At 72.6% G+C, this 16,499-nt stretch carries 19 protein-coding genes and 1 riboswitch; of the genes, 4 read left to right on the forward strand and 15 right to left on the reverse strand.

Annotated features, from left to right (window positions below; genetic code table 11):
* On the forward strand, positions 1-687 hold the full coding sequence (locus ACFV46_RS08480) for an HAD family hydrolase (RefSeq protein WP_385497500.1): 687 nt from the start codon (positions 1-3) through the stop codon (positions 685-687).
* 16 nt (positions 688-703) lie between these two features.
* On the opposite strand, the gene ACFV46_RS08485 is transcribed toward ACFV46_RS08480, so the two are convergent.
* Positions 704-1,486 (reverse strand): LysR family substrate-binding domain-containing protein, encoded by a 783-nt coding sequence (locus tag ACFV46_RS08485; RefSeq protein WP_385497501.1) that lies wholly within the window; start codon positions 1,484-1,486, stop codon positions 704-706.
* A 58-nt stretch (positions 1,487-1,544) separates the two neighbouring features.
* On the opposite strand from ACFV46_RS08485, the gene ACFV46_RS08490 reads away from it, so the two are divergent.
* Positions 1,545-1,937: a DUF5997 family protein gene (locus ACFV46_RS08490; RefSeq protein ID WP_151782769.1), complete on the forward strand. Its 393-nt coding sequence runs from the start codon at positions 1,545-1,547 to the stop codon at positions 1,935-1,937.
* A gap of 62 nt (positions 1,938-1,999) precedes the next feature.
* Here ACFV46_RS08490 and paaE read toward each other — a convergent pair whose 3' ends face one another.
* From paaE to paaA, 5 genes are read right to left on the reverse strand one after another with little or no spacing between them, the layout of a single operon-like run.
* Entirely contained in the window at positions 2,000-3,115 is a 1,116-nt protein-coding gene (paaE, locus tag ACFV46_RS08495; RefSeq protein WP_361930313.1) for a 1,2-phenylacetyl-CoA epoxidase subunit PaaE, read from the reverse strand.
* Positions 3,115-3,624, reverse strand: a complete 510-nt coding sequence (gene paaD, locus ACFV46_RS08500; RefSeq protein WP_361930315.1) for a 1,2-phenylacetyl-CoA epoxidase subunit PaaD — start codon at positions 3,622-3,624, stop codon at positions 3,115-3,117. The genes paaE and paaD overlap by 1 nt, the downstream gene beginning before the upstream one ends.
* Positions 3,618-4,445 (reverse strand): 1,2-phenylacetyl-CoA epoxidase subunit PaaC, encoded by an 828-nt coding sequence (gene paaC, locus ACFV46_RS08505; protein ID WP_376728503.1) that lies wholly within the window; start codon positions 4,443-4,445, stop codon positions 3,618-3,620. The genes paaD and paaC overlap by 7 nt, the downstream gene beginning before the upstream one ends.
* A 10-nt stretch (positions 4,446-4,455) precedes the next feature.
* On the reverse strand, positions 4,456-4,749 hold the full coding sequence (paaB, locus tag ACFV46_RS08510) for a 1,2-phenylacetyl-CoA epoxidase subunit PaaB (RefSeq protein WP_361345873.1): 294 nt from the start codon (positions 4,747-4,749) through the stop codon (positions 4,456-4,458).
* Entirely contained in the window at positions 4,746-5,723 is a 978-nt protein-coding gene (paaA, locus tag ACFV46_RS08515; RefSeq protein ID WP_385497503.1) for a 1,2-phenylacetyl-CoA epoxidase subunit PaaA, read from the reverse strand. The genes paaB and paaA overlap by 4 nt, the downstream gene beginning before the upstream one ends.
* A gap of 268 nt (positions 5,724-5,991) precedes the next feature.
* A riboswitch (cyclic di-AMP (ydaO/yuaA leader) is annotated at positions 5,992-6,162 on the forward strand.
* Positions 6,163-6,170: 8 nt separating this feature from the next.
* Here paaA and ACFV46_RS08520 point away from each other — a divergent pair.
* Complete coding sequence (locus ACFV46_RS08520; protein ID WP_385497504.1) at positions 6,171-7,775, forward strand: C40 family peptidase; 1,605 nt, start codon at positions 6,171-6,173, stop codon at positions 7,773-7,775.
* A gap of 102 nt (positions 7,776-7,877) precedes the next feature.
* Here ACFV46_RS08520 and tgmB read toward each other — a convergent pair whose 3' ends face one another.
* From tgmB to ACFV46_RS08560, 8 genes are all read right to left on the reverse strand, one after another.
* On the reverse strand, positions 7,878-8,837 hold the full coding sequence (gene tgmB, locus ACFV46_RS08525) for an ATP-grasp ribosomal peptide maturase (RefSeq protein ID WP_361930326.1): 960 nt from the start codon (positions 8,835-8,837) through the stop codon (positions 7,878-7,880).
* A gap of 15 nt (positions 8,838-8,852) precedes the next feature.
* The gene (tgmA, locus tag ACFV46_RS08530) at positions 8,853-9,044 is read right to left on the reverse strand and encodes a putative ATP-grasp-modified RiPP (protein WP_151782776.1); all 192 of its coding nucleotides are present in this window, start codon (positions 9,042-9,044) and stop codon (positions 8,853-8,855) included.
* A gap of 150 nt (positions 9,045-9,194) precedes the next feature.
* Positions 9,195-10,673, reverse strand: coding sequence for an MFS transporter (locus ACFV46_RS08535; RefSeq protein ID WP_361930603.1), 1,479 nt, complete (start codon positions 10,671-10,673; stop codon positions 9,195-9,197).
* A gap of 234 nt (positions 10,674-10,907) precedes the next feature.
* Positions 10,908-12,305 carry an FAD-binding oxidoreductase gene (locus tag ACFV46_RS08540; RefSeq protein ID WP_385497505.1) on the reverse strand — a complete coding sequence of 466 codons (1,398 nt, stop codon included), beginning with the start codon at positions 12,303-12,305 and terminating at the stop codon, positions 10,908-10,910.
* 218 nt (positions 12,306-12,523) lie between these two features.
* Positions 12,524-13,144 carry a sigma-70 family RNA polymerase sigma factor gene (locus tag ACFV46_RS08545; RefSeq protein WP_385497506.1) on the reverse strand — a complete coding sequence of 207 codons (621 nt, stop codon included), beginning with the start codon at positions 13,142-13,144 and terminating at the stop codon, positions 12,524-12,526.
* A gap of 193 nt (positions 13,145-13,337) precedes the next feature.
* Entirely contained in the window at positions 13,338-14,066 is a 729-nt protein-coding gene (locus ACFV46_RS08550) for a hypothetical protein (protein ID WP_385497508.1), read from the reverse strand.
* Between the two features lie 100 nt (positions 14,067-14,166).
* Positions 14,167-14,766, reverse strand: a complete 600-nt coding sequence (locus ACFV46_RS08555; RefSeq protein ID WP_361930334.1) for a DUF998 domain-containing protein — start codon at positions 14,764-14,766, stop codon at positions 14,167-14,169.
* A gap of 81 nt (positions 14,767-14,847) precedes the next feature.
* Complete coding sequence (locus tag ACFV46_RS08560) at positions 14,848-15,246, reverse strand: hypothetical protein (RefSeq protein WP_385497509.1); 399 nt, start codon at positions 15,244-15,246, stop codon at positions 14,848-14,850.
* Positions 15,247-15,534: 288 nt separating this feature from the next.
* Here ACFV46_RS08560 and ACFV46_RS08565 point away from each other — a divergent pair, with 288 nt between their 5' ends.
* Complete coding sequence (locus tag ACFV46_RS08565; protein WP_385497510.1) at positions 15,535-16,029, forward strand: hypothetical protein; 495 nt, start codon at positions 15,535-15,537, stop codon at positions 16,027-16,029.
* Positions 16,030-16,048: 19 nt separating this feature from the next.
* On the opposite strand, the gene ACFV46_RS08570 is transcribed toward ACFV46_RS08565, so the two are convergent.
* Positions 16,049-16,471 (reverse strand): secondary thiamine-phosphate synthase enzyme YjbQ, encoded by a 423-nt coding sequence (locus tag ACFV46_RS08570; RefSeq protein WP_361930341.1) that lies wholly within the window; start codon positions 16,469-16,471, stop codon positions 16,049-16,051.
* Between the last annotated feature and the right edge of the window lie 28 nt (positions 16,472-16,499).

A 16,499-nucleotide genomic window follows, 5' to 3' on the forward strand; every position in this document is an offset into this window, starting at 1 on the left:
ATGAGCGATCTCGGCGGCACTTCGGTCATCTTCGATCTCGACGGAACACTCGTGGACAGCGAGCCCCTCTACTTCGAAGCGGGCCGGCGGCTCCTCGCCGAGCACGGGGTGACGGGCTTCACCTGGGCGGACCACGAGAAATACGTCGGCATCAGCACCCTGGAGACCGTGACGCTCTGGAAGGACGTCTACGGTCTGCGGGCCGGCGTGGGCGAGCTGCTCGCCGCCAAGAACCGCCACTATCTGGACCTCGCCGCCACCGGAGTCCGCGTCTACCCCGAAATGCGCGCGTTCGTGGAACTGCTGGCGGCCGACGGCGTCCCCATGGCCGTCGCCTCGGGTTCGTCCCGTGCGGCCATCACCGCGATCCTGTCCGGCACCGGCCTGGACTCCCGCCTGCGCACCGTCGTCTCGGCCGACGAGGTGGACCGGGGCAAGCCCGCCCCGGACGTCTTCCTGGAGGCGGCCCGGCGCCTGGGCGCGGACCCGTCGGCCTGTGTCGTCCTGGAAGACGCGGCACCGGGTGTGGTGGCCGCACACGCAGCCGGGATGCGCTGTATTGCCGTGCCCTATGTGGCCGCCGGGGCCGACTCACCGCAGTTCGCGACGGCGGGGCTGCTGGTGCGCGGCGGCCAGGAGGAGTTCACGGCCCGCTCGGCCTACGCCTGGCTGCGCGGGGTGGCGTAGCCAGGAGGGGCGTGACTCAGGACCGGCGCCGCGGCTTGCCGCCGCGGGGGGCGCCGCCCTTGGAGCCCTTGCCGCCGCCTGTGGCGCCGCGGCGGCCGCCGGCGCCGCCGGACCGGCCGCGGGCGGCACCGCCGGACTCGGGGCGCTTGCGCCGGGGCTGCTCCTTGGCGGCCGGGGCCTGCGAGGTCGTACGGCCGCGGGTGCTGTTGACCGTGCGGCCGCGCACCACCCCGATGAAGTCCTCGACCAGGTCGGTGGTCGCCTCCTGCGGCCAGGACAGGGCGACGCTCGACTGCGGGGCGTCGGCCAGGGTGCGGTAGGTGAGGTCCCTGCGGTGGTGGAGGCGGGCCAGCGACTGGGGGACGACGAGCAGGCCGACATTGGCCGCGACCAGTTCCACGGCATCGGCGGTGGTCGCGGGCCGTTCGAATCCCGGTCGGCCGGGCGGCTGCTCCCAGCCGAGGACGTCGTCCAGGGGGTGGAAGACCACCTCGTCGGCCAGGTCCTCCATGGTCACCTCCTCGACGGCGGAGATGACGTGGTCCTTGGGGACGACGACCACCGTGGCCTCGGTGTACAGCGGGATCGCGCTGAAGAACTCCCGGTCGACCGGCAGCCGGACGAAGCCGGCGTCGGCGCCGCCGTCCCGCAGCAGCTCGGGCGCCTCGGCGGCGGTCGCCGCGTGCAGGGTGAGGGGGACGTCGGGGAAGCGTTCGTTCCAGATCCGCACCCATTTCGCGGGTGTCACTCCCGGGACGTACGCGAGCCGGAACGAGGAGGGTGCCGCCGAGCCTGTCACCTGGCCAGGTTACCGGCCGTGGTCGGGGGAGGTTCACCCGGTGGATACCCTGGACCCCATGACGTCGCACCACACCACCCAGTCCATGAAGCCCGCCACCGCGGCGAAGAAGCTGGGTGTGTACCTCGAAGCCACCCCCGCCGAGTTCCGGGAGGGCGTGGTCACGCGCGCGGAGCTGAACGCGCTCCAGGCCGACCCGCCGCAGTGGCTGCGTGACCTGCGGCGCGACGGCCCGCACCCACGCCCGGTCGTCGCGCAGAAGCTGGGCGTGTCCATCGCGGGCCTCGCCCGCGGCGGTGTCACCGAGGCTCTGACCACCGAGCAGATCGAGGCCCTGAAGCAGGAGCAGCCCGAGTGGCTGGTCAAGGAGCGGGCCACCCAGGCCGAGGTCCGCAAGGAGGCGGCCCGGCTGCGCGAGCGGGACGCCGAGCGGGCCGCGAAGGACGCCTGATCGCCATGTGAGAGCGCCCCGGTGACCGCGTGGAGGCGGTCACCGGGGCGCTTCGGCGTCCGTCAGCTGTCGTAGTCCACGGTCAGCGACTCGGAGACCGGGTACGACTGGCAGGTCAACACGTATCCGGCGTCGACCTCGGCCGTCTCCAGCGCGAAGTTGCGCCGCATGTCCGCCTTGCCGTCGGTGACGAGGGCCCGGCAGGTGCCGCAGACGCCGCCCTTGCAGGCGAACGGCAGGTCGGGCCGGGTGAGCTGGGCGCCGTCCAGCAGAGTCCGGTCCCGCGGCAGGGCCGCCGTGGTGGAGCGCCCGTCGAGGGTAATGGTGACCTGGCTGACGGGCCCCTCCGGCCCGGCGTCCACGTGCCGCGCCTCGCGCACCGGCTCGTCGTCGGCGTAGAACAGCTCCTGGTGGACCCGGTCGTCCGGGACACCGAGGCCCGCCAGCACCCGCTGCGCGTCCCGCACCATGCCGTGGGGCCCGCACAGCCACCAGTGGTCGGCGCTCTCCACGTCGACCAGTGCCTCGACGAGCGTGCCGAGCCGTTCGGCGTCGATCCGGCCGGACAGCACCTCGGCCTCGCGGGGCTCGCGGGAGAGCACGTGGGCGAGCTGGAAGCGCGCCGGGTACAGGTCCTTCAGGTCGGCGAGCTCGTCGGCGAACATCACCGTGTCGGTGCGGCGGTTGCCGTAGAGGAGGGTGACCTTCGAGCGCTCGTCGGCGGCCAGGACGGACTCGGCGATGGACACCATCGGGGTGATGCCGGAGCCCGCCGCGATCAGCACGTGGTGGCCGGGGGTCGACAGGTCGGGGGTGAAGGCGCCGGTGGGGGCCATCACCTCCACGACGTCGCCGGGCCGCACATCGTGGACCAGCCAGGACGAGAACAGCCCGCCGGGCACGACCCGGACGCCGATGCGCGGCCGGGCGCCCACGGGCGAGCAGATCGAGTACGACCGCCGCTCGTCGCGGCCCTCGATCTCGCGCCGCAGCGTCAGCGACTGCCCGGGGGCGAACGCGAACTCCTCGGCCAGCTCGTCCGGGATGTCGAAGCCGACGGCGACCGCGTCCGAGCACAGCGGCCGCACGGAGGCGACCCGCAGCCGGTGGAAGGCCGGACGGCGGCGGACGCGCGGGCGGGGCGCGGCGGCCGTCTGTGCTTCCCTGAGGCCTTCCATCAGATCTCCTTGACGTACTCGAACGGCTCTTTGCAGGCGCGGCAGCGCCACAGCGCCTTGCAGGACGTGGCGGCGAACCGGGAGGTCTCCTCGGTGTCCGCCGAGCCGCAGCGCGGGCAGGCCACGGCGTGCCGGGTCGGTGACAGCACGAGGGCGACGGGGCCGCCGCGCGGCGCGGGGCCGGGCGGGGCGATGCCGTGCTCGGCGAGCTTGGCGCGGCCGGCCGGGGTGATCCAGTCGCTGCTCCACGGCGGGTCGAGCACGGTGCGGATCTCCACGCGCGGGTACCCCGCCGCCCGCAGGCGCGCCGCGACGTCCGCCCGCATCTCGGCCATCGCCGGGCAGCCCGAGTAGGTCGGGGTCAGGCTCGCCACGACCGTGCCGTCCTCGGTCGTCTCGACGTCCCGCAGGACGCCCAGGTCGGCGAGGGTGAGCATGGGCAGCTCGGGGTCCGGCACCTGGGCGGCGATGTGCCGGGCGCGCCGGGCGTCGAGCAGGGTCGTCACCATGTCGCCTCCGGGTGCGCGCGGGCGACGCCCTGCAGCTCGGCGAGGAGCGGGGCGAGGTGCTCGGTGTGCTCGCCCTCGCGTCCGCAGCCGGGCAGCGGGCGGTACACGGGCATGGGCAGTCCGGCCGCGTCGGTGACCTGTTTCAGGTCACCGACGACCTCCTGCCGTACGTCGAACGCGGTGAACAGCTCGCCCAGGTAGGGCGCCACCTGTTCCTGCGCGCGGCGCATCCGGCGGTGGGACTCCTCGGTGCCGTCGCCCAGGCGGACCGCCCACTCGGCGGCGTACTGCCGGTGGTAGCGCAGCTCCTTGGCGCCCTTCGCGGCGATCGCCGAGAGCACCGGGTCGGGGTGGGACGCCAGCCGCTCGAACTGCGCGAGCCGCCAGCTGGACAGCACCAGCAGCCGCACGATGCTGAACGCGAAGTCGCCGTTGGGCAGTTCGGCGAGGCGGACGTTGCGGAAGTCGGCGGCGTCGCGGAAGTAGGCGTACGCGTCCTCGTCGCGTCCGGTGCCGTCGGTCTGGCCGGCGCGGGAGTACAGCAGCCGGGCCTGGCCGAGCAGGTCGAGGCCGATGTTGGCGAGCGCGACCTCCTCCTCCAGCTCGGGCGCGCGGGTGACCCACTCCCCCAGGCGCTGCGCCGAGACGAGCGCGTCGTCGCCGAGCGCGACGCACAGGGCGGCCAGCTCGGCGGCGTCGACGTCGTCCGGGACGGTCGTGTCCACGCCGTGCAGCGGGTCCTCGAAGCCGGTCCCGTAGGCCCAGCGGGTGTCGTCCTCGTGTCCCTCGGCGAGGGTCAGATAGACGTGGTCGTCACTCATGCCCTCTCCTTCAGATGTGGGGGACGTCGTCGGGGATGTCGTAGAAGGTCGGGTGGCGGTAGACCTTGTCGGCGCTGGGCGCGAAGAACGGGTCCTTCTCGTCGCGGGTGGAGGCGGCGATGTGCTCGGAGCGCACGACCCAGATGCTGACGCCCTCGTTGCGCCGGGTGTAGAGGTCCCTGGCGTGGGTCAGGGCCATCCGGTCGTCGGCGGCGTGCAGCGAGCCGACGTGGACGTGGTTCAGCCCGCGCTTGCCCCGGACGAACACCTCGTACAGCGGCCAGTCCTGCTTTCCGGTGCTCATGCCACCGCTCCCTTCTCCGCGCGGGCGGCCTGCTTGGCCGCGTGGGCGGTGGCCGCCTCCCGCACCCAGGCGCCCTCTTCATGGGCGCTCCTGCGTCGTTCCATCCGCTGTGCGTTGCACGGGCCGTCCCCCTTGATGACCCGCATCAGCTCGTCCCAGTCGGGCGTGCCGAAGTCGTGACGGCCGCGCTCGGCGTTCCAGCGCAGCTCGGGGTCGGGCAGGGTGACGCCGAGCTTCTCGGCCTGCGGGACCGTCATGTCGACGAAGCGCTGGCGCAGCTCGTCGTTGCTGTGCCGCTTGATCTTCCAGGCCATCGAGCGGGCGGAGTTGGGCGAGGAGTCGTCGGGCGGGCCGAACATCATCAGGGAGGGCCACCACCAGCGGTTCACGGCGTCCTGGACCATCTCCCGCTGGGCCTCGGTGCCACGCATCATCGTCATCAGCAGCTCGTAGCCCTGCCGCTGGTGGAACGACTCCTCCTTGCAGATCCGCACCATCGCGCGCGCGTACGGCCCGTAGGAGCTGCGGCACAGCGGCACCTGGTTGCAGATCGCGGCGCCGTCCACGAACCAGCCGATCACGCCGACGTCGGCGAAGCTCATCGTGGGGTAGTTGAAGATCGAGGAGTACTTCTGGCGGCCCTCGATGAGCCGGTCGGTCAGATCGGCGCGGTCGGCGCCCAGGGTCTCGGCGGCCGAGTACAGGTACAGGCCGTGACCGGCCTCGTCCTGCACCTTCGCGAAGAGGATCGCCTTGCGGCGCAGCGAGGGCGCCTTGGTGATCCACTCCCCCTCCGGCTGCATGCCGATGATCTCGGAGTGGGCGTGCTGCGCGATCTGCCGGATCAGTGTGTTGCGGTAGCCGTCCGGCATCCAGTCCCGCGGCTCGATGCGCTGGTCGCGCGCGATCGTCGCGTCGAAGTGCCCCTCAAGCGGCCCTTGTGGGGGCGCCTCGGTGGAGTGTGAGGTCGTCATCGCTCCCGCTTCCCAACCGACCATTCGTTCGGTACCAGTGTGGCGTGTTTCGTCGAGCGGAGCAAGACCTTTGCGGGGCGCCCGCGCGGCTACCGTCCGTGGTCGCGCGGGCGCGCCGTGCCGCAGTGCGGCCTCACCGCGACCGGCAGCGTCGAAGGTCACAAAAACGTATCGGACATTTCACACGTCAATCTTCACTGCAGGCACACAAGTTGGCTAAGTTACTGGCTCAGGACGCGCGTTGAACTCCGGCGAACCCCGCCGGGACGAGCGCCCTCCGCCGAGTCGGCGTGCCCTGCGGGGCCGCGGAGCCGGGGACCCAACCGAACCATGGGGTGAATCGACCTGAGGCCGTGACGGGCCGGGTCGTAGGGCACACCTTCCGACGCGAACGCCCGAACCCGTCAGCTAACTCGGTAGGCGGAGTACGGAAGGAGCACGTCGCCCATGGCGCCGGAACGCACCGGTATGCGCAACTCCGCGCTCGCCTCGGCAGCAGCCCTCACCTCGGTGGCCCTCCTCGGCCAGTCGGCCGGTGCCGCCCAGGCGGACGAGGGACCGAGCCGCGAGGAGGTCAGCCGGCGGGTCAGCTCGCTGTACGACCGGGCCGAGACCGACACCGGGACCTTCAACGCCACCCGCGCCTCGTCGACGGGACCGCGCAATCGTGCGGGCGCCCCGGCGGCCTCGGGGCGTGACGGCGGCCGGGGCTCGGCCGCGCTCGACGAGGTGGCCCGGCAGTGGTTCGACGTCGCCCGGTCCAAGCTGGGCCCGACGGTTCCGGCCGTGCTGCCGAAGGACCGGGCACCGGAGCGGTCCGCCCCGGCCCGGTCCGCACGCCCGTCGGGCGGTGACGGGGCACGGGAGATATCCGGCCGCACCGCCCTGGAGCTGCCCGCCGGATCGGGCGCGCCCCTCGCCGAGTTGCCCGCCGGGACCGCTCGCCCTGCGGCCGTGGGTGAGCTCACCGCGGGTCCTGTCGCGGCGCTGCCCGCGGCTGCCACGCCGGCCCTGGAGTCCGGGGGCGCCCTCGCGCTGCCGGCCCCGGCCACCGCGCAGCCGGAGGCGGACCAGCGGTCCACGCTGCGCGCCGGCAAGGAGCGCAGCCAGCGCAAGCTGGCGCAGGCGCGCGAGCTGCTGACCGCTCGCGCCGGGCGCACCACCCCGGCGCTGGAGGCCCCCGCGGCCGCCCCGGCGCCGTTCCCGCCCGCGGCGCAGAGCCGGTGGGACGCCCTGGAGGCGCAGAGCCCTGCCGACATGACGACGGTTCCTCCGGGGACGACGGCTCCCGCGGACGCCTCGTTCGTGTCGGGTGCGCAGTTGAATGCCCCTCAGGCTCTCGCCGCGCCGGACGCCGGGTTCGCCGCGCCGGACGCCGGGTTCGCCCCGGCTGTCCAGACGGGGAGCTTCCCCGCCGTCGGGCAGACGGGGAGCTTCCCCATGGTCGACCAGACAGGGAGTTTTCCCGCCGTCGCACAGACCGGCAGCTTCCCGATGGTCGACCAGACCGGGAGCTTCCCCGTGGTCGACCAGACCGGGAGCTTCCCCCTGGTCGACCAGACCGGCGGCTTCCCTCTGGTCGACCAGACCGGTGGCTTCCCGGCCGTCACGCAGAGTGGGAGCTACCCGGCGGCGGCCGCGACCGGGGCCTACCCCGCCGCCGCTCCGGCCCCTGCCGCGCCCATGCCGGCACCGCAGGACAGCCGGGCGCTGAGGGCGCTGGAGTTCGCGCGGGCGCAGATCGGCAAGCCGTGTGTCTGGGGTACGACCGGACCGAACACCTTCGACGGCCCCGGACTCACCCAGGCCGCCTGGAAGGCCGCCGGTATCGCGCTCCCCCGTACCGCCCAGGAGCAGGCCACCGCCGGGCAGGGCGTCGCCCTGACCCACCTGGAGCCCGGCGACCTGGTCCTGTACCACGCGGGGCACGTCGGCATCTACTCCGGCAACGGCATGATGATCCACGCCCCGGGCCCCGGCACCGTCATCCGCGAGGAGTCCGTCCAGTACGCCGGAGAGGCCGCGATCCACAGCGCGATCCGCCCCGCCTGAGGCGGCGTCACCCCGGCGCCGTACGACGACCGCCCCGCCTCCACCGGGTGGGGCGGAGCGGGGCTGATCCGTCGGGGACGCCTTCGGCGGTCGTGGAAGAGGTCAGTGGCGGCCTTCCGGGCCGCGCCGGTCGGGCCGGCGCTGCAGGGCCAGCCAGTCGGCGATCGCGGCCGCGATCGGCTGCCCGGTCTCCAGCTCGACGAAGCCGAACTGGCCCCCCTGGTTGCACTCCAGGAACCACCAGATGCCGTCCTCGTCCTCCGCGAAGTCGAAGGCGGCGTACGCCAGTCCGGCCAGCGTGACGTACTCGTGCACCGACTTGCCGATGCGGTCCGGCACCGGGACCGGCTCCCAGGGGTGCCCGGTGTCGCCGTACCGTCCGTCGATCTGGTCGGGCTCGGCGGTCTTGCGCGCGGCGAACAACCTGCTGCCGACGCAGGTCAGCCGGATGTCCGCCTGCTTGGGGACGTACCGCTGAAGCAGGGCCGGCCCGGCCGCGACGGCGGAGAAGTCCGCGTCGGGGCCGATCAGGGTGGTGGGCAGCGCCAGGGGCGGCTCACCGGGCGGCGGTCCGGACGCCGACTTCACCACGACCTCCTTGTGCTGCTCGACGAAGGCCCGCGCCAGCCGCGGGGCCGTCGTGAACACCGTGGGCGGCACGGCGAATCCGCTGAGGTGGCCGAGCCGCAGCTGCCAGGGCTTGAGCCGGGCCTGGTCGGCGTTGCGGGGATGGTTCATCCACCGGGCGGCGGCCGAGTGCAGCATGCCGTACAGGGCCTGCCGGGTCTCGGCGGTCAGCCAGGGAGACGGATCCGGCGCGTGGGCGGCCGGCTCGCCGGGCCTGCGCACCCAGATCGAGCGCAGTCCCCCCATCGACAGCACGTGCCCGTTGACCGACAGATGCCCGTCGAAGTCACCGTGGGCGTAGTCCGCGGCCAGCACGGCCTTGCCGGGCAGGTCGGCGGGGTCCAGCCGCAGCACGGGCGTCCCCGTCGCGTGCAGTTCGTTCACCACCATGTCGGCGGTCACGTCCTCCTCGGACGTGAGGATCAGTACCGTCATGCGCCGGCCGGTTCGTCAGTCGTCGAAGTGGGTGGCGGAACCGGCCGTGGACGTCGTCGTGCCGGCGGCGAGCAGGAGGTCCGGGTCGCTGACGGCCGGGCGCCCGTCGGGCAGCATGTTCAACTGCCGGGCCGGGTCGAAGTGGTACGGCGTCAGCGCCTGGGCGGCGCCTCTGGGGAACGCGTAGTTCAGGGTGAAAGGTCGCATCGAAACCTCCGCGGTCGCGTGATGCCTGCGCTACCGTCCCTTACGCGCCTGTTGTGTAATGCATTCACTACGTGCTGCCACATGGGGGTGAACGTCGTCACATCCAACGGGGAGATGTGGACGCCCTGTTGAGGGCCTTCGCGGGGCGGTCTATGCCGGGGGCACGCCGCCGCCCTGGAGGCGTTCGAGGTCCGAGGGGCGCACCTGGATCACGATCAGGGCGATGACCGCGGCGATCGCGGTGAAGATCGCGGCCGTGACGAAGGCGGCGGAGACCCCTGCGGTGAGGATCTCGTCGGCGAACGGCGCCGGGAGCTGCCCGGTGCGCTGGAAGCGCAGGCGCTCCAGCGGGGTGGCCTGGGACAGGAAGGCCGGTATCTGTTTGTCGGCCTCGTTGTTGCTGGCCGTCCCGTACATGGTGACCAGGATGGACAGGCCCAGCGAGCCGCCGACCTGCTGGGTGGCGTTGAGGAGCCCGGAGGCGGCCCCGGTCTCCGCCGGCGTCACGTTGGACAGCGCCATCAGCGTCAGGGACACGAACTCCATGCCCATACCGAGGCTGAACACGAGCATCGGCCCGAGGATGCTGCCCAGATAGGTCGAGTTCACGTCGGTCAGGGTCAGCCAGGCCAGTCCGGCGGCGGCGAGGATCGCGCCGGTCACCATGAACGGTTTGGGACCGTACTTGGGCAGGAGCTGGGAGGCGAGCCCGGCGCCGATCGCGATGACGGCACTCACCGGCAGGAAGGCCAACCCGGCCTGGAGCGGGCTGAAGTCGAGCACGTTCTGCACGAACAGCGTCAGGAAGAAGAACATCCCGAAGATCGCGGCGGCGAGGCTCAGCATGATGCCGTAGGTGCCCGCGCGGTTGCGGTCGGCGAACATGTGCAGGGGTGTGATCGGCTGTCTGGAACGCTGCTCGACCAGGACGAACAGCAGCAGGAAGACGACGGCCGCCCCGAACGCGCCGAGCGTGAGCGCGTCCCGCCAGCCGTCCTGCGCGGCACGGATGAAGCCGTAGACGAGCAGCACCATGCCGATGGTGGAGGTCATCGCGCCCAGGATGTCGAAGTGCCCGGCGTGCCGCTCGGACTCGCGGATCCAGCGGGGTGTGGCGAGCACGATGAGCAGGCCGATGGGCACGTTGACGAACAGCACCCAGCGCCAGTTGAGCCACTCCACGAGGATGCCGCCTGCCAGCAGCCCGATGGCGCCGCCACCCGCCGAGACGGCCGCGAAGACGCCGAACGCCCTGTTGCGTTGCGGCCCTTCGGGGAAGGTCGTGCTGATCAGCGCCAGTGAGGTCGGGGAGGCGATGGCACCGCCGACACCCTGGAGGGCGCGGGCGCTGAGCAGTTGCCACTCGTTCTGGGACAACCCGCCGAGGAGGGAGGCCAGCACGAAGAGGAGCACACCGAAGACGAACACCCGCCGCCGGCCCAGGATGTCGCCCATCCTGCCGCCGAGGAGGAGGAGTCCGCCGAAGGTGAGGGTGTAGGCGTTGACCACCCAGGACAGGCTCGTCGTCGAGAAGTCCAGCGATCGCTGGATGTCCGGGAGGGCGATGTTCACGATGGTGATGTCGAGCACCACCATCAGCTGACACGAGGCGATCACGAACAGTGCCATGCCGTTGCCGCGGCCCTCGTTCCCCTTCGTGTCCTGAGGAGTGGTCCGCGCTTGGGGTGTCGGCTCCGAATGGCTCATCGCATCGCTGTGGGCGGGGGTTCGGGGGCCGGGTCGGAATCGGACTGGCTGCCCGCCACCATTCGACCGTACGCCGGTGCCGTACGGCCCTCCAGTCGATCACGGGCCGGGCGGATCAGGCCCGTTCGGCGCGGCGCGGGCAGCGATCGGGCGGGGTCAGGCGGTCGCCGGGGGGATGTTCTGGTTGGCGTGGAAGAAGTTGTCCGGGTCGTAGGTGCGCTTGACGGCGCTGAGCCGGTCGTAGTGCCCGCGGTATGTCGTCCGGACGCGGTCCGTGCTCTCGCCCTCACCGATGAAGTTGATGTACGAGCCGCCCATCGAGTACGGGTGCAGATCGCTCTGGTAGGCGACCGACCAGTCGCGGATCACCCCGGCGTTGGCGGGGTCGGGGTCGACGCCCGCGATCACCGCGGACCACATGGCGTCCCGGTACGCCCAGGCCGTGTCGTCGGCGCCGGGCTGGTGGGCGGCGGCGTCCACGGGATACAGGTGCATCAGGGACAGCGGAGTGGGGAGGTTCTCCCCGTACTTGTGGTGCACGTCGATGGCGGAGTCGCTGATCGTGTCGAAGAAGTCGCCGCGCCAGTACCACTGGTAGCCCTTCGGGATCAGCTCGTCGAACATGCCCTGGAGGGCCGGGTAGGGCATGGGGGCGGTGAAGTGGAAGGCGGGCGGGGCGGGGTCGTTCACCGGGGCCAGCATCCGCTCCAATCGGTCGCCCTCGGCATCGCCCGTGTAGCACCAGACGACGCCGCACATCTTCTGTCCGTGGATCGTCTCGGGGAACGGAGGGCCGGGCGGGATGCTGAACAGGGTGAAGAACCCGTTGAGGTCCGCGGGCGCGGCGGGCAGGAAGTCCCGGTACCAGCGCAGCACTTCGGGTGTGCGGTCGACCGGCCACACCGTCACGCCGACGCCGACGGTGCCCACCGGGTGCGTGCGGAAGGTGAACGACGTCACCACGCCGAAGTTCCCGCCGCCGCCCCGCAGTGCCCAGAAGAGGTCCGGGTGCTCCTCCTCGGAGGCGGTGACGAAGGTGCCGTCGGCGAGCACGACGTCGGCGGACGTGAGGCTGTCGATCGTCAGGCCGTACTTGCGGGTCAGGTGCCCGTGCCCGCCGCCCAGCGTCAGGCCGCCCACGCCGGTCATCGAGACGATGCCGGCCGGCACGCCGAGGCCGAACGTGTGGGCCGCGTGGTCGAGGTCCCCGATCTGGGCTCCGCCGGACACCTGCGCGGTCATCGAGCCGGGGTCGACGCGGACCCCACGCATCGTCGACAGGTCCAGGACGAGCGCGTCGTCCACCAGGCACAGGCCGGGTCCGCTGTGCCCGCCGCCGCGCACCGCCAGTTCCACTCCGTTGTCCCGCGCGAAGCCGATCGCCGTACGGACGTCGGCGACGTCCACGCACTGCGCGAACGCGGCCGGGCGCCGGTCGATCATGGCGTTGTAGATGCTGCGGGTCTCGTCGTACCCCGCGTCCTCGGGGGTGATGACGGGTCCCCGCATTCCCGCGCGCAGTTCGTCGAGTGCCGTTGCGTTGATGGCGCCCATGGCCGGACCCCTTCGCTCGAAGTCGGTGAGCGACGGATGGGCGGCACCCGGCGTCCGGGCGTCCGGGCGGGAGCAGGGGCGCACGGTGCGCTGATCCGTTCGCACCTCGTGCAGATGTCGGCAGGACCCACCGCCCCGCCGTTTCCCAGTGTTCTCCGGTCCTCGGACGACCGCACGTCGATCGAGGACCGGTCCGGGGCGGCGGGGCGGGGGCGTCTTCAGGCCGTGGTTTTGGGTATGGCCTCGGCTTCTTCCTGTGCCTGGGCTTCTGCTTCCGCGAGCAGAGCGGCGAGCGTGGCGCGTGCGCGGGCCACGCGGGAACGGACCGTCCCCACGGGGCAGTCGCTCCGTTCGGCAGCCTCCGCGTAGGGCAGCCCGGCCAGCTGCGTCAGCACGAACGCCTCGCGCCGCTCGGCGGGAAGCGTGTCCAGCAGGTCGAGCAGCGCGACGCCGTCGTCGAAGCCGGGCAGACCGGCGGGCTGGGCGCGTTCGGCGGCGCGCGTCCAGTCGTCCGTGTCGCACACCCGTGGCCGGGCGGCCGCGTACCGGTGGCTGTCGATCACCGCGCGCCGCGCGATGGCCAGCAGCCAGGTGCGTGCCGAAGAGCGGCCCTCGAACCGGTGCAGGCTGCCGAGCGCCCGCAGGAACGTGTCCTGTGCCAGGTCGTCGGCGGCCTGGGGATCGGCCGAGAGGTGGGCCACGTACCGCACGACGTCCCGGTGCAGGGAGCGCACGAAACGGTCGGCGGCGGCCGGGTCACCACCACGGGCCGCGAGCGCCCACATGGTCGTCGGCTCGTCCTGGGGCCCGCGCACGGCGGGCAGGGCAGGAGTGATCACCTGAGTCCTTCTCGGGTATGCCGGACTCCGGCACGGCCGGGTACGCCAGCCGGGTGCGCCACGTCCTTGGGCGCGCGGCACCGGAGCTGTCCGGGGATGCGGGGCACGGCCGTACGGAGGTACGACCGTGGGCCCGAGGCGCGCACCGTGATCCATGGCGATCGGACGGGACTGCCTCGGGGAACCGGCTGTCTCAGACGACAGCGGGCCCCGCGGGAGGCCCCCGAGAGGTGAGGGAATGGACGAGCGGCAGCAGCCGCGGCGCCCGGTCGGAGCGCGGTCGGCGCGGCCGGGGGCGTGGGGGGACCGGCGGGGCGGGCAGGAAGAGGACCACCCGCAGCGGTGCGGCCAGCCAGCCGGCGACGGCCCGCAGGATACGGAAGGCGGCGCGCTCGCCGTGTCCCAGCCACAGGCCGCACAACAGAGCGGCGAGGGTGTGGGCGGCGAACATGCCGAGCGACGCGTCACCGCCCATGTCGTGGCCCATGCCCTGCCCCATGTCGTGACTCATGCCATGACCCATGTCGTGGGCCCTGGACATGGGGTGGTGCATGCCCGTGTGGGCCGCGCCCATGTCGTCGAGGGACATGTGGTCCCGCGCCATGTGGCCCGGACGCATGTGGTCCCCGGCCATGGGACGCCCGGCCATGTGGTCCCCTACCACGGGGCCACTTCCCACGGTCTCGAACACCGCGTGCAACCCGCCCTGGGCCACGACCACGACCGACACGACGAGCGGCAGTCCCCGCTCCCGGCCGGCGAGGCACCAACCGGTGCCCCAGGTCGCCAGCGCGCCGACGACGAGCGTCCACCACGGCACGGCGGTACCGGACATCAGGGTGTGACCGAGGGCGGCGAGCAGCACACAGACGGACGCGAACACCGCGGCCCGTATCGCGCGCACGCCCCACCCAGCAGTCATGACGGCCCTCATCCTCGCATCCGGGGCCCGCTCGTCACGGGTGAAGTACGGGGGACACCCCCGCCGCGCACTCACGCCAGGGCGGGTGAGACGGGACACATCACTGGGTGGCGGGCCGCCGGTGCCGGTGCAACAGGCAGGAGGCGACGACGATGAGTGGCCAGACCGACTGAATGGCCGTCACCAGGCGTTCGGCCACCCCGGCGGCACCGTCGTGCTCTATCTCGATCATGAACCACGCGGCACTGCCCAGCATCAAAGCGGTCGCGGTGAACGAGGGGACGAGGCGCAGCCCCCAGGGCGCCGTCGCGCTGCGGTCGGCGGCCAGTACCGGCCACACCGCGAGGAAGGCGAACCCCACCCCCGCGACCGTGCCATGGCTGAGGGAGCCGCCGCTCTCCGGCGGTGGCAGCATGGCCACCACGATCGCCGTGATGCCGCCGGCACCGAGGGCGAGCCGGCCGGGGAGGGCCGCGGGGCGCAGTCCCAGGGCGGTGCAGAGGTGGCAGAGACCGAGGGCGGCGAGCGCCGAGGTCATCACCCAGAACCCTCGGGTTCCGTAGGCCGCCAGGACGCTGATGGTCTGGGTGACCGGGTCGTATGCGGGCCCTTCGAGGTGCGCCGCGATCAGCCAGCCGCCGATCAGCACGACGGGCGCGGATCCCGACGACAGCAGAGCCCACCTAGGCACAAGTCGCATCAAACTACCGTAGAACGACTTGTTCATCTGATTCGCGCCGTACACGCGGAGGGCCGACCGCCGGTGCGCGCGGGTCGCCGCTCAGTCGTCCTTTATGGGCGGGACGACGTTGACGTGTCCCGCGGCACCGTCCCACTCCCACAGGTTCACCGGGCCGGGGAGCCCTCGGGGGACGACCACGGCCGGGACCGGTTCGACGGTCGCGAAGGACCGCTCGGACCCCTTGTCCGGTTCGGGGACGCCGGCCGGGCCCCGCCACCGGCCGGCCGCCCAGGAGGTGACGGCGGTCCCGAGGCCGGTGGCGGAGTCCCGCCGTGTGTCCAGACGCTGGGGGACCGCGCGGCCGTTGGCCCGCCACTCCGCGACCAGGGCGGCGTAGATCGACGGGCGGCCACCGGGTGTGCCGGTGGGCGGTACGACGTACGACAGGGGCGCGGAATCGTTGCCCAGGACACGCCGCGCCGTGTCTCTGTTGTCCATGCCAGAGCAAACGCCTCGGCGTGCGCCGGTGGTACGCGGAAAGTCACCGCGACCACCCGGTCGGGTGAGTCCGTCGCCCGTATAGCCCACAGGGATCGAGCCATCAGGGTGCACGGGACGGTAGGGCACCGGGCGCGCACGGCCCGGTCGGGGGCGTGCGTCCCCCCATCTGCCTGTTTGGAGCGCGGGCGCTCACCCCATACGGGGAATTGCGCTCCGCCGTATGGCCGCGGCACCCGTCACCCGGTCCACTGAGGCCTTCACCGGTCGCATCGGGAGGCTTGTTTCATGGCACTGACGGAGTGGACGAGGTCGATGGAGTGGCTGGCCGCGGCGTCGGAGGACCCCGGCGCGTGCAAGCACGAGTGGCAGAACGGCACCACCGGCGTCACCCTCCTCGCGGCCGGGCGCTTCTGGGACGTGCTGATCGTGCCGGAGGAGCTGGGGCTGCGCGTGGCGGACCTGCTGGACGAGTTGCCGCTGCTCGACCGCGGCCCCTGTCTGCTGGACACCCGGCGCCGCCGGGTGGGCTTCCTGCTGCCGCCGGAGCCGCGGACGGTGTGGGTCGGCACCGGCGTGCGTCTGCTCGGGGCGGGCACGTGGATCGCCGCACCCGCCCCGCACTGCCGCTGGGGCGCCCTGCGCTGGCTGGTCCCGCCGGACGGTACCGGCACGCTGAACATCCCGGAGGTCATGGAGGTGGCCCTGGAACGCTGCGCGGGCGAGCTGTCCCGCCTCCAGGGCCGTGGCGTACCGCGGGACGGGCGTACGGCACTGCTGTGACCGGACGCCGGTCGCGTTGTCAGCCCAGGAAGCTGAGCCGGACCTGCCGGTTCGGGTTGTCACGGTTGGTGTCCACCAGGCACACCGACTGCCAGGTGCCGAGTTCGAGCCGTCCCCCGACCACCGGCAGCGTCGCGTGGGGCGGCACGATCGCGGGGAGGACGTGGTCGCGGCCGTGGCCGGGGCTGCCGTGCCGGTGCTGCCAGCGGTCGTCGGCGGGCAGCAGGGAGTGGAGGGCGGCGAGGAGGTCGTCGTCGCTGCCGGCGCCGGTCTCGATGATCGCGATGCCGGCCGTCGCGTGCGGCACGAACACGTTCAGTAGGCCGTCGCGGTTCCCGGCCGCCTCCCGCAGGAAGGACTCGCAGTCGCGGGTGAGGTCGACGACCCGCTCCGAGGAACCGGTGGCGACGTTCAGGACTCGGGTGGTGAAGGCGTCTGACATGCCGTCCATCCTCGCGCATCGCACGGGA

The sequence above is a fragment of the Streptomyces sp. NPDC059852 genome (assembly GCF_042731455.1).
GTDB lineage: Bacteria > Actinomycetota > Actinomycetes > Streptomycetales > Streptomycetaceae > Streptomyces.